Source organism: Nocardioides daejeonensis, assembly GCF_003194585.1.
Classification (GTDB): Bacteria; Actinomycetota; Actinomycetes; order Propionibacteriales; family Nocardioidaceae; genus Nocardioides; species Nocardioides daejeonensis.
Genome location: NZ_QHKZ01000008.1, coordinates 99,143 through 111,248 on the forward strand (window position 1 = coordinate 99,143; position 12,106 = coordinate 111,248).

The 12,106-nt window shown below is 67.0% G+C and carries 9 protein-coding genes; all 9 read left to right on the top strand.

Annotated features, from left to right (window positions below):
* Positions 1–6 precede the first annotated feature (6 nt).
* The 9 genes from DNK54_RS18405 to DNK54_RS18445 are packed head-to-tail and all read left to right on the top strand — an operon-like array spanning position 7 to position 12,104.
* The gene (locus tag DNK54_RS18405; protein ID WP_110208468.1) at positions 7–828 is read left to right on the top strand and encodes an ABC transporter ATP-binding protein; all 822 of its coding nucleotides are present in this window, start codon (positions 7–9) and stop codon (positions 826–828) included.
* Between the two features lie 3 nt (positions 829–831).
* On the top strand, positions 832–2,118 hold the full coding sequence (locus tag DNK54_RS18410) for an MlaD family protein (protein WP_110208469.1): 1,287 nt from the start codon (positions 832–834) through the stop codon (positions 2,116–2,118).
* A complete protein-coding gene (locus DNK54_RS18415) occupies positions 2,115–3,572 on the top strand; it encodes an MlaD family protein (protein ID WP_162602545.1) in 1,458 nt (485 codons plus the stop codon). Before DNK54_RS18410 ends, DNK54_RS18415 begins: the two co-directional genes overlap by 4 nt.
* The gene (locus DNK54_RS18420) at positions 3,569–4,825 is read left to right on the top strand and encodes an MlaD family protein (protein ID WP_110208471.1); all 1,257 of its coding nucleotides are present in this window, start codon (positions 3,569–3,571) and stop codon (positions 4,823–4,825) included. The genes DNK54_RS18415 and DNK54_RS18420 overlap by 4 nt, the downstream gene beginning before the upstream one ends.
* A gap of 13 nt (positions 4,826–4,838) precedes the next feature.
* On the top strand, positions 4,839–6,152 hold the full coding sequence (locus tag DNK54_RS18425) for an MlaD family protein (RefSeq protein ID WP_110208472.1): 1,314 nt from the start codon (positions 4,839–4,841) through the stop codon (positions 6,150–6,152).
* Positions 6,152–7,405: an MlaD family protein gene (locus tag DNK54_RS18430; RefSeq protein ID WP_204164687.1), complete on the top strand. Its 1,254-nt coding sequence runs from the start codon at positions 6,152–6,154 to the stop codon at positions 7,403–7,405. The genes DNK54_RS18425 and DNK54_RS18430 overlap by 1 nt, the downstream gene beginning before the upstream one ends.
* A complete protein-coding gene (locus DNK54_RS18435; protein ID WP_110208473.1) occupies positions 7,402–8,706 on the top strand; it encodes an MlaD family protein in 1,305 nt (434 codons plus the stop codon). The genes DNK54_RS18430 and DNK54_RS18435 overlap by 4 nt, the downstream gene beginning before the upstream one ends.
* Before the next feature lie 9 nt (positions 8,707–8,715).
* A complete protein-coding gene (locus tag DNK54_RS18440) occupies positions 8,716–11,034 on the top strand; it encodes an RND transporter family protein (protein ID WP_110208474.1) in 2,319 nt (772 codons plus the stop codon).
* Positions 11,025–12,104, top strand: a complete 1,080-nt coding sequence (locus DNK54_RS18445; protein ID WP_110208475.1) for a peptidyl-prolyl cis-trans isomerase — start codon at positions 11,025–11,027, stop codon at positions 12,102–12,104. Before DNK54_RS18440 ends, DNK54_RS18445 begins: the two co-directional genes overlap by 10 nt.
* The last annotated feature ends 2 nt before the right edge of the window (positions 12,105–12,106 follow it).

Below are 12,106 nucleotides of genomic sequence, written 5' to 3' on the forward strand. Positions count from 1 at the left end.
GCGCATATGACTACGACAGACATCACCAGTGAAACCCGGCTCGGGTCCATGACCGACACCCAGGAGCGGCGCCCGCTCCATACGGTTGAGGTCCGTAACGTGCACAAGCGGTTCGGCTCCTCAGAGATCCTCAAAGGGTTGACGGTCGACTTCCGCGACAACGCGATCACCACGGTCCTGGGGCCCTCGGGAACCGGCAAGTCGGTGCTTCTCAAGCACATCGTCGGCCTGCTCGAGCCCGACCAGGGCGAGGTGCGCGTCTTCGGCCAGAACATCTGGCAGGTGCCCGAGATCGAGCGCTATGAACTGCGCAAGCGCTTTGGAGTCCTCTTCCAGGACGGCGCGCTCTTCGGCTCGATGAACATCTACGACAACGTGGCGTTCCCGTTGCGCAAGCACACCCAGAAGACCGAGCGGGAGATCCGCGAGATCGTCATGGACAACCTCTGTGTGGTGGGTCTGGAGCAGGCGATCCACAAGGCGCCCAACGAGATCTCCGGCGGCATGCGCAAGCGAGCAGGCTTCGCCCGCGCCCTGGTGATGAAGCCCGACGTCGTGCTCTTCGACGAGCCCGACTCCGGCCTCGACCCCGTGCGCACCAAGTTGCTCTCGCAACTGATCGCCAAGATCCATGAGGAGTACGGCGGCACCTACATCGTGATCACCCACGACATCCCGACCGCCCGCACCGTGAGCGACTACGTAGCGGTGCTCTGGAAGGGCGAGATCGTGCACTACAGCGACGCTGACGGCGCGTTCGGGTCTCAGGACCCGTTCGTGCGGCAGTTCCTCGCCGGTGCCCCGGACGGACCCTTGGGAATGGACTGACCGATGGCTGTTTCTCAGTTTCTGGCACGCCCACTCGGGCGGGTGTTGGTGATCGCCCTCCTGGGGACGCTGGTGATCGCCGCTCTCACGTTCAACGGCAGCCGACTCACCGGCAAGGACCCGTACACCCTGAAGTTCTTGGTGCCGATGGCAGACAAGACGTTCGAGGGCGCGAAGGTCACGATCGCCGGCGAACAGGTCGGTCAGATCATCAACCTCGGAGTCCGCGACGGTATGGCCGTGGTCACCGCGGAGATCGACCACGACCATGCGCCGCTCCCGGCGGGAACCAAGGGACGGATCCGTTGGGAGTCGGTGCTCGGTGCCCGCACACTGGAGATCATTCCTGGGGAGGAGGGCAGCGCCGACCTGCGCAGCGGGCATCTGCTGACCAGCAACGTCGAGGGCGCCGAGCTCGATGACCTGCTCGCGATGCTGGATGCTCCTACGCGCAAGAAGCTGCAGGGACTGGTCCAGAGCCTCGACACGACGGTGGACGGCAAGGAGAAGCAGCTCAACGAGTCTCTCCGTGAGGCCGGCCCCACGATCCAGGCGCTCGGTGAGGTCGCGCGGGCTGTGGGTGAGGACGGACCGGCGATCAAGAAGCTGGTCACGCAGCTGCGAGGTGTCACCAGCACGGTCGCAGCGAAGGACGACCAACTCGCGAGGTCGGTGGCGCAGCTCAACCAGTTGATGTCGGCACTCGCCCAGGAGAAGGACGGCTTGCGCAGCACCCTCGCCAAGCTCCCCGGCACCTTGGACACCGCCACCAAGACCTTGAGTAACGTCAAGTCGCCGGTGGAGTCGGCCCGCGAACTGTTGCGGGATCTGCAACCGGCTACCGCTCAGCTCCCGGCCCTGGCCAGGGACCTGCAGCCGGCGCTCGCCGACGCCAAGCCGGCCGTTGCCGATCTGACCCCTCTGCTTGAGGACGCCGACCGGCTGCTCAAGGAAACGCCGGCCCTCGCTGCCGGAACCCGCGACCTGTTGCCGACCGCAGACTCGGCGCTGGCCCAGGCCAACCCGATGGTCGACTTCCTGCGTCCCTATGCCCCTGAAGTGGCTGGCTGGTTCTCCAACTGGACCGCCACGTTCGGCAGCCGGAACGCGATGGGCAACTATGCCCGAGCGCTCATCACTGCCTCGGCATCCAGTGTCCACGACCTGCTGCCCGGCAAGATCCTCCAGGGTCAGGATCCGCGCCCGGCGCCGGGCTCGTTGGACGAATGGAACAGCAAGCAGTTGGTCCGTTGGGACCTCGTGGACGCGAACGGGGAGGCCATCCAGTGAACGCCTCGACAACATTCGGCAAGCGCTCGGTCCTCACCATCGCGGTTGCGCTGACGGTGGTCCTGATCGCGTCGCTCGTGCTGATCAAGGGCAGCAACGACTCCGACGGGCCCGAAGTCGCGGGAATCTTTGCCGACGCCAGCCCGCTCGAGGTCGGCAGCGAGGTTCGTGTCTACGGCGTCAAGGTGGGTGAGGTCTCCGCCATCGATCTGGTCGACAACAAGGCTCGCGTGGTACTCGACGTCGACGACGAGGTGCTGCCGCTTCACGCAGATGCCCAGATGAAGATCCGCCCGATCAACCTACTGGGCGAGAACTTCGTCGAGATCGTGCCGGGGACGGGTGACCAGCCCACCCTCGACGGAGATGTCCCGGTCGAGCAGACCGAGACGATCGTGACGCTCCAGGCGGTCCTCGACACCTTCGACGACCCGACCGCTGCTGGCCTGGCTGCGTTGGTCTCCGAGCTGGGCAACGGGGTGTCAGGCAACGGCGACGAGATGGCCGACGTGATCAAGGCGCTGGCGCCGGCGATGTACGGCATCGACGACCTCGGTCGGGTGCTCGAGGAGCAGAACCAGGTGCTCGACTCGTTGATCGCCACGGCCGACCCGGTTGCCGCCGCGGTGGCAGGTCAGGACGGCAAGCGCATCGAGAAGCTGGTCGAGCAGGCCCACGGTCTACTCGCAACGGTCGCAGCTGAACGTCAGGGCCTGGAACAGACCTTGACCGAGTTGCCCGGAGCGATCAAGGAGGCCCGCACCACGTTGGCGGCCCTCGACACCGTCGCCGGCTCGGTGGCTCCCACTTTGAAGAAGGCGCGTCCGGTCACCGACGATCTTGAGACGATCAGCAAAGAGATCGTCGAGTTCTCCAAGTACGCCGAGCCGGCGTTCGCCTCCTTCGACGAGGTGTTCAAGCACGCCGACGACCTCCTGGCCGAGGCCGCTCCGGCGGTGGCACAGCTGAAGGCGGCCGGGCCGGAGTTGCGCCGCGGCTCTGACAGCATCAAGACGCTCGGGGACGAGGTGTTGGTGGAGCAGCCACTCAGCAACCTGATGGCGTTCGTCCGCAAGTGGGCCCTGAGCACGAACAGTCGTGACAACGTCTCGCACTACTTCCGTGGGCTCTTCCACGTCACGCCCAAGGCACTGAACCTGCTCCTCGGTTCCACGGTGGTGCCGCCCATCCTCACGCCGGGTGAGAGCGACGACGGGAACAGCGACAAGAACGATGTGCTGCCGGATCTGCCGGGCCTCGACCTCGGCGGCCTGGAGGATCTGCTGAGCCCGGACAACAACATCCTCGGCGGCCTGCTCGGTCACGTCCTCCCGGGCATCGTCGAAGGCAAAGCCAAGGACAAGTCGAAGAAGAGCGACCCGAAGTCCGCGACCGGACTCACCGACAGACAAGAGCAGAGTCTGCTCGGACTCCTCCTGGGAGGTGGGAGATGAACCAGCTGGTGCACCGCGACGACGTACGTCGCTTCGGGATCGGCGTGATCACCGTTCTGGTCGGCCTCGTGATCGCCTACGTCGGCATCACGGTGCAGGGTGGCGGCGAGTTGCCGCTGCGGACCTACACCACCGTCAAGGCGCAGTTCGATGATGTCGGCACTCTCAAGCCCTCCCAGAAGGTGACGGAGAACGGCATCCGGGTCGGCCAGATCACCGACATCGCCATCGTCGACGGCGCTGCGGAGGTCACGATGCGACTCGACGGTGACCGTGACTTCTACGCCGATGCCACCGCTCGGGTCGGCAACGAGTCGGCGCTCGGTAAGAAGTTCATCGACCTCGACCCGGGCACCAAGGAGAGTGGTCCGCTGGCCGGGGACCTCATCTCTACCGAGCAGACGGACTCCGCCACCAGCCTCGACGACGTCTTCGCGCCGTTCGACGACGACGCCCGTGCAGGTCTCCGCACCGCGCTCAGCGAGTTGGGGGGCGGCTTCTCCGGACACGCGACCGACATCAACGACATGCTCTCCCGTGGCCCCGAGTTGCTCAAGGACGGCACGGTCATCGTCGACACCTTGGCCGCGCCGGGCACCAACCTCGACGATCTGCTGGTCACCGCCGAAAGCCTGGTGGGTCAGTTCCGGGGGCAGTCCGAGACCTTGGCGACGCTCGTGGAGGAAGCCGGTCAGACCCTGCAGGCGGTCAACGTCGACCAAGGCGCACCGCTGAGGGTCACGCTCGACCAGCTTCCCGAGGTACTGCGCACCGCTAAGACCGGTCTGAAGGCGATCAACCCGCCGTTGGTCCGTACGGCTCGTGCGGTGCAGAAGCTCGCGCCGGGGGTCGACCGACTGGTCGACGCCACGCCCGACCTGCGCGGCTTCATGACGGAGTCGCCGCCGGTTGCGCGCACGGTCAAGCAGTTCACCGCGGACGCGGAGGAGCCCCTGGAGAAGCTGGTGCCTGCTGTCACGGACCTGCGGCCGGTGGTCGACCGTCTGCAGCGCACGTTGACCTACGCCGATCCTCTGCTGACGACCTTGAAGCCCTATTGGGCCGACTTCGCAGGTCTCGGCGCGCAGCATGACCTGCTCAGTGGGCACTACAACAAGGACCAGCACTACTTCAGCGCGCAGTTGACGTTCCCAGGCATCTATACCGCGACCCTTCCGGACCCGTTCGCCAACTACGACCCCTATCCGGGGCCTGGCAACGCGTTCAAGAAGCCGTACGACAACGAGCGCTGAGGAAGGCACTGACATGGCAACGAAGATCCTCAGTGGATTCAGTCCACGTGCCCGCAAAGGTCTGATCCTGTGCGTCGCGCTCGCGATGGTTGTGCTCGGCCTGGCGTTCAAGAACCAGATCAAGGTCGCGATGCGCGGTGGCGAGACGATCCAGGCCGAGTTCGCCCAGAGCTACGGGCTGGTGGACGGCGTGACCAAGGTCAAGATCGCAGGCCTGCAGGTCGGTGTCGTGACCGATGTCGAGCAGACAGACTCCGGGACGGCGTTGGTCTCGATGAAGGTCGACGACGAGGTGCTCGATTCCCTCGGAGCAAACCCCACCGCGCGCGTCGTGCCGCTGACGATTCTCGGGGGCCAGTACGCCGTGGAGTTGCACCGTGGTGGCAACGGCAACTACGACGGCAGCCGGATCGACCTGCGACGTACCTCGATGCCGGTCGAGCTTGACCGGGTGCTCGAGGCGCTGCCTTCCGACACGCGCAAGGCCACACAGCGCCTGCTCGGGAACACCGACAAGACGCTGAAGCGAGGCGGCACGCAGAACCTGCGGGACCTGCTCGATGTAGCGCCTGCGGTGCTCCCGCCGGCCGGCACGCTGCTGGAGTCGATGCAGGGCGAGAACCCCGGCAACGACCTGCAGTCGATCGTGACAGATCTGCAGGACATGGCGAGTGTCCTGGTCGCTCGCGACGAGCAGATGAGCGCGATGCTCTCCGACCTCGACACCACGACCGCGGTGCTTGCCTCCCGCCGCGGAGATCTGGCCGGAATGGTCGACCGGTTGCCCGAGGCACTCGACTCAGCAGACCGCGGACTCGAGCAGCTCAACGGCACCCTCGAACTCCTCGACGTCTCCACCGACAAGCTCAAGCCGTCGGTTGAGCGGATCGATCCGCTGCTCGACGAGTTGAGCCCCACCATCGCAGAAGCGCGACCGGTGCTGGCCAAGCTGCCGTCGATCACCTCGGGCGCACGCAAGGTGCTCCAGCAGCTGGTTCCGGCGATCCCGACGGCGACCAACGTGGTCGAGAAGCTGCGGGGCCCGGTGATCGAACGTATCGAAGGTCCGGTGCTGGCCAAGCTCGACAGCAAGTGGAAGGGCGAAGGGCCCTACAAACACAGTGGTCGCGGCATCCAGGCCGACAACAAGTTCTACGAGGAGATCGCCTTCATGGTCACCAACCTCAACCGATCCGTGATGTCGCGCGACTCCCAGGGCGGTGTGCTCCACTTCCAGGCTGGTGTCGGTCTGTCCTCCCTCCAGCCGCTCGCCCTCGACGAAGCGCTCGGCGCACTCATTCCCCAGTTGAAGGGAAAGCAGGGCTGATGGCTGCCAAGTTCGCCACGATGATGGAGCGGGTGCGCAACACGCCCGGTCTGGGACGCGACGTGGCCGCGCTCGCATTGTGCCTGGCTCTTGGTCTCGCCTGCTCGATCTACATCCTGGGCAAACAGGATGTGAGCGCGCCGTGGACCGACAAGTACACGTTCGCTGCGGAGTTCGACAAGGCGCCGGCAGTGCGCCCCGACTCGATGCAGGAAGTGCGGATCGCCGGAGTGCAGGTCGGCCGGATCACCAAGGCCGAACCGACCCGCAACGGCAACGCGCGCGTCGAGTTCACGATCGACCCGGAGCACGATGTCTATCGCGACGCCCGCGTGGTCATCCGGACCAAGTCTCCTTTGAACGTCATGTACGCCACGCTCGATCCGGGGACGCCGGCAGCCGGCCCCTTGCCCGAGGGCGCGACGTTGCCGATCACTCAGACGGAGCGGGTCGTTCAGCCCAACGAGCTGTTGGACGAACTCGACGTCAAGGCGCGGGTCGGACTCACCTCACTGATCAACGAGCTGGACGTGGCGATGGCTGCGGATCCGCAGGCACTGGGTGAGGGCCTGGGTGCTACCAAGAAGGCGATGGTCAGCTTCCAACCAGTGCTCGAGCAGCTGGAGAAGCGACGACACAACATCCGTCGCCTGGTCACCTCGTTCTCGGGTATCGCCAAGGCCGTCGGGGACGACCGGGTCCGGCTGGCGGCTCTGGCAGACGACTCGTACGCCACCCTTGAAGTGCTTGCCGAGCGTGACTCGGAGCTGAGCGCGACCTTGGCTCAGCTGCCGGGTCTGACCGACGAGTTGCAGTCATCGATGGTGAGCGTCGACGAGCTTTCCACTGAACTGGATCCCACGCTGACCAACCTGACGCGCGCATCAGAGGAACTGCCCGATGCGCTGGACGACCTCACCGGCACGGTCGGCGCGATCCGCCAGTTCGTGCGCGGCGCGCGCCCGGTGGTTGATCGCGCAGGGCCCGTGGTGCGCGACCTGCGCCCGTTGTCCGGCGACCTGCGCCATGCCCTGCGCAGCCTCTCGCCGGTGGCCGACAAGCTGCCGCGTGCCACCGAGATGGTGGTGCCCTGGATGGATGACCTTGCGGCCTTCACCTACAACACCTCCTCCTCCTTCAGCCTCTACGACGCCAACGGCGGCATGGGTCGCGCGGTGGTCCAGGTCGACCTGACCAACCCGCTGGGTGGCCTGCAGGACGAAGGCATCCCCGGATACGGAGCACAGCGATGAACGACGGAACCATCGGCAAGCGCCCGCTCGCGCCGCGGATCACGGTCTTCACGATCGTTGTGGTCTGCATCCTGGGCTTCATCTACCTGTGGAACGGCACCGGTGGACCGACTCCTGCGCTGAATGGCCCCTACAAGGTGAAGTTCGTCGCCGACGACATCAAGAACCTCCGGCCTGCTGGTGATGTGCGGATCGCGGGCGTCCTGATCGGACGGGTCGTCAAGCAGGAGAACGAAGGCGGCAAGGCGGTCGTCGAGGTCGAGATCGATGATGAGTTCGCGCCGCTCCACGACGGGGCCACGGTTCGGGTCGGCATGAAGTCGGTCATCGGCCAGTCGTTCGTCGCCGTGGTCGACGGCACCGGCGCCGAGCTGCGGAACGGCCACGTCTTCGAAGGTGAGTCGGTGATCGACCCGGTCGACATCGACGAGGTCGTCAGCACGTTCGACAAGCCGACACGGAAGGCGTTGGCCAGCCTGCTCGGCTCACTGGATCCGGCCACGAAGAAGTCGGGCAAGAGCATCGACGGTCTGCTGGACGGCGTCGGCATGCTCGGTCGCGAGGGCTACACCGCCGTCGACGCGATCGCCGCCCAGAGCAAGGACCTCGCCGCCCTGGTCAATGAGGCCAACACGATCCTGGTGGCGCTCAACACCGGCCGCGATCAGATCGGATCGCTGGTGCGCAACGCCCAGCAGGTCACCTCGGCCACGGCCGGGGAGTCAGACCAGCTGGCCGCCGTCGTGCGCAAGCTGCCTGGCTTGGTGAACTCTGCCGGGCAGGCGACGAGCACCTTGGACGGGCTCGCCACTGATCTGGCGCCCGTGGCGGCCGACCTCGACCGGTCAGCGGCTCCGCTGAGCGTGGCGCTGAAGGACCTGCCACCGATCACCGACGGTCTGCGGAGCCTGCTCGACCCGATGGACAGTTCACTGGGTCGAGCCGACGAAACACTCGATCAGGTGCCGGCCCTGGCCGCCATGCTTCGCGACATCGCGCCCGATCTGGACACGCTGTTGGCCAACGTCAATCCGATGGTCAAGTACCTTGCGCCCTACGGTGTCGACATCGGCTCGATGCCCGGCAACTTCGCGGGCGGGTTCGACATCCCGCTCGAGAACGGCGTGAAGGCGGTGCGCCTGGCGCCACTCTTCAGCCAGTACACGGTGCGGAACAACCCGCTCAACCTGATGGCGATCGACCCGTTGCACTGGAACAACCCCTACCCGAAGCCGTTGACTGCAGAATCACCGGGAGCGCCCGGATACACCAACTTCCCCGAGATCGAGAAGGAACAGTGATCCGAGCCCGTGAAGACGTCAGGACCTGAGACGCTCCCAGGCCCTCGTGGCCTGGGACGTCGCCTGACCGGCGCGCTGCTGCTGGTCGTGACGCTGGGAGTGGCGGCCTTCGGGCTCTCTCGCGTCGACGTCGACACCGGCATCTCCTCCTTCGTCCCACGCGGTGACGACTCGTACCAGCACCTCCTCGACCGAGATGAGGATTTCGGCGGAGAACCGGTGGTGGTCCTGCTCAGCGGAAGCACACGCGACGGCATCTTCCTCGACCCCGAGCAACTGCCGCGACTGGTGGGGTTGGAGGGCGAACTCGCCCGCCTCCCCGACGTGGCTGTGGTCTACGGGCCTGGCACGGTCCTCAACCAGACCGCGGTCGCGCTCCGGGACGTGGTCCTCCAGATCTCCGGGGCCCGCGACAGCATCCAGAACACTTCGCGGGCGAAGGGGAGCAGCAAGGGGCTCCGTGGCGAGGCGTTGAACGCGTACGTGGACAAGCACCTCGCGTCGTTCGATCGTCGTTACGGCGCGTTGATCGCCGAGGCCATGCCGATGGGGCTACCGAGCCTGTCGAACCGCAAGTTCGTGGCCTCCGTGCTCTTCGACGACGAAGGGGAGCCTCGTTCGGAGTGGAGGTTTCTCGCGCCGACCGCCAAGTCGGCGACGCTGTTGGTCCGCCCTCGCGCCGGCCTCGATCAGGCCGGCACCGAGAAGCTCGTGGAGCGGGTCCGCGAGACCGTGGCCGCGGCCGGCCTGGCGACCGAGGCGCCGGTGATCACCGGGGTCCCGGTGCTGACCTCCGCGCTGTCGTCCGCGGCCACTGACGAGGCGCCCAAGCTGGGGATCATCGCCGTCGCGGCCGTCGCTCTCGTGCTGATGGTGGTGCCGTGGACCCGGCGGCGTCGCGACCGACTGCGCCCTTTGGTCGCGGTGGTCCTCGGCACGGCCAGCACGTTGGCTCTCTTCGGGCTGATCGGTCAGTCCATGTCGCTGGGAGTGGTCGCCTTCTTGCCGATCGTTCTCGGCATCGGATCGGACTTCCCGATCTACCTGGCACGGCGTACCCGCCCTCGTGTGGTGCTGGCGGCTGCTGCAGGCGCGACCCTCGGCTTCGGCAGCCTGATGCTCTCGCCGCTGCCCTTCGTGCGGGAGTTCGGGCTCGCCCTGGCCCTCGGCCTGCTCTGTACGTTGGGCTGGTCGTTCGTGCTGCGAGGCTGGCTCTCGGGAGGCGTCACGGGCACGCCTGGCGATGCGAAGCGGCCGCGACGTAGCGCGTGGCAACGGGTGCCCCGTGTTGTCGCGGCCGCGGTCGTCGGGGTGGCTGTGCTGACGGCGGGGCTGGGCTGGGTGGCCCTGCCGAGCCTGGACGTCGAGTCGCGCACCGATCGGCTCGCCTCCGGCCTCGACGAGGTCGACGACCTGCATGAGGCGGTGGACCGCCTCGGTTTCAGCGGGGAGGTGACGATCGAGATCCGAGGCGACCAGGTGCTGACCCCCGAGACCCTGGCATGGGCCTCGTCGGTGGAGACCCGGCTCCTGACGGCGCACGGCGACTCCCTGCGCCCCCTCCTCACACTCGACCGGCTGCTCGACTTCCTCGGTTCGGAGCCGACGCCGGCCGAGATCAGCGCCGGCACGTCGCTCCTGCCCTCCTACCTCTTCGACGCTGTCATTGCCGACGGTGGCCGGGTCGGCGCCATGACCTTCGGGCTGCGTCTCGATGACGTTGCGGACCAGAAGGCCCTGATCGACCAGATCCGGAGCGAACTGCCTACGCCCCCCGACGGTCTGGAAGCCGACGTGGTGGGACTGCCCGTGGTCGCGGCGAGCGGGCTTGATGCCGTGTCGGTCAGCAGGTGGACCATCGGGCTGATCGGCATGGTGGTCGCCGCGCTGGCCGTCGGCGTCGGCCTCCGCTCCTGGCGGGTGGGTGCGATGGTGGCCGCGACCGCGTTGTTGGCAGCGGGCTGGGTCCACCTGGGGCTGCGCCTGTTCGGGCAGGACCTGACGCCGCTCACCTTGGCGGTCGGTGCACTCATCACCGTGACCGCCTGCGAGTTCACGGTGATGCTCGCCGAACGGCGGGATCTGGGGCGCGCGGTCACCGTGGCGGCCATGGCCGCCACCATCGGCTATCTCGCTCTGACAGCCTCGCAGGTGGCGCTGCTCTCCACCTTCGGCTGGGTGCTTGCACTCGGCGTCTCCTCCTCCTGTCTGGCCGCCTGGCTCGTCACCAGCCTGGTCGCCGCGTGGGCCGGTCCGCATCCGCTGCATGCCGACGCGACTGCCGCCTCGGCCATCGAACCTGAACGAGAGGTCGTGTCATGTCCCTGAAGTCTGCGTACCGGAGCTCGGTCATGGCGCTCCGCGATGATCCGTGGGTCCCCACCGGGGCGCTTCGATGGGTGGCTCTGGCAACCGCCCTCGTTCTGGCGGTCGGCTCGGGCGTTGCGCTGGCCCAGGTCCGAAGCGATGACGAGCTCGCCGACGGGGTGGCCCTGCGGATCGGGGACCGCGACGTGACCATCGAGATGCTCGACCAGCAGACAGCGACCCTGGAGGCGCTCTACGGCGTGGTGCCTCCGGTGGACGAGGAGGCAGCCAACGGTTTCCGTCGTGACACGGCCAAGTCCTATGTCCTGGGCGAGGTCATCGGCCAGGAGGTCCGACGCCGCGGGATCGTGATCGCCGAGAAGAAGGCGCGCGCGGAGCTCAACAAGATCGTCGAGGAGCGTCTCGCCGGGGACCGGGAGGCATTCGCACGCTATCTCGGCGATGCCGGGATCACCGAGGAGGCCGTGCTCGCCGAGATCAGTCGCACCCTGGCCACCAACGCGCTCTTCGAGGTCGTGGTGGCGGACGTACCTGACGCGACGATCGAGCAGGCGCAGGAGGAGTACGACGAGAACCGGGCCCGGATGACCACCCCGGAGCGCAGGAGCATCAGCAACATCGTCGTCGCGAGCGAGGACGATGCCAAGGCGGTGTTGGCCGAACTCGAGGACGGTGGCGACTTCGCCACGGTGGCTGCCACCTCGTCGCTCGACTCCAGCACCAGCAAGAAGGGCGGAGCACTCGGTACGGTCGAGGCGACCGGCCTGGACGCCGCCTACGCCGACGTGGCCTTCTCGGCACGCAAGGGTGAGTTCTTCGGCCCGGTGCGCTCCGAGTACGGCTGGAACGTCGGTGTCGTCACCGCCGTCCAGCCGGGGAAGCCGCTCAGCTTCGCCGAGGTGAAGGCGACCCTCGTCGCGGCCCTGACGAGCCGGGCGCAGGGGGAGAAGTGGGCGAGGTTCCTGGGCGACCTGCTCGAGCGGGCGGAGATCACGTACGCCGACGCCTACCGACCGGCCGACCCGGATGCGCTGCCGACGGGTTCCATCGACCCCGCGACAGGAGAGTGACG

What these genes read in the sequence shown, in the direction of transcription:
- DNK54_RS18405 (WP_110208468.1), top strand. Translation starts at nt 7, where the DNA reads ATGACTACGACAGACATCACCAGTGAAACCCGGCTCGGGTCCATGACC.
- DNK54_RS18410 (WP_110208469.1), top strand. Translation starts at nt 832, where the DNA reads ATGGCTGTTTCTCAGTTTCTGGCACGCCCACTCGGGCGGGTGTTGGTG.
- DNK54_RS18420 (WP_110208471.1), top strand. Translation starts at nt 3,569, where the DNA reads ATGAACCAGCTGGTGCACCGCGACGACGTACGTCGCTTCGGGATCGGC.
- DNK54_RS18425 (WP_110208472.1), top strand. Translation starts at nt 4,839, where the DNA reads ATGGCAACGAAGATCCTCAGTGGATTCAGTCCACGTGCCCGCAAAGGT.
- DNK54_RS18430 (WP_204164687.1), top strand. Translation starts at nt 6,152, where the DNA reads ATGGCTGCCAAGTTCGCCACGATGATGGAGCGGGTGCGCAACACGCCC.
- DNK54_RS18435 (WP_110208473.1), top strand. Translation starts at nt 7,402, where the DNA reads ATGAACGACGGAACCATCGGCAAGCGCCCGCTCGCGCCGCGGATCACG.
- DNK54_RS18445 (WP_110208475.1), top strand. Translation starts at nt 11,025, where the DNA reads ATGTCCCTGAAGTCTGCGTACCGGAGCTCGGTCATGGCGCTCCGCGAT.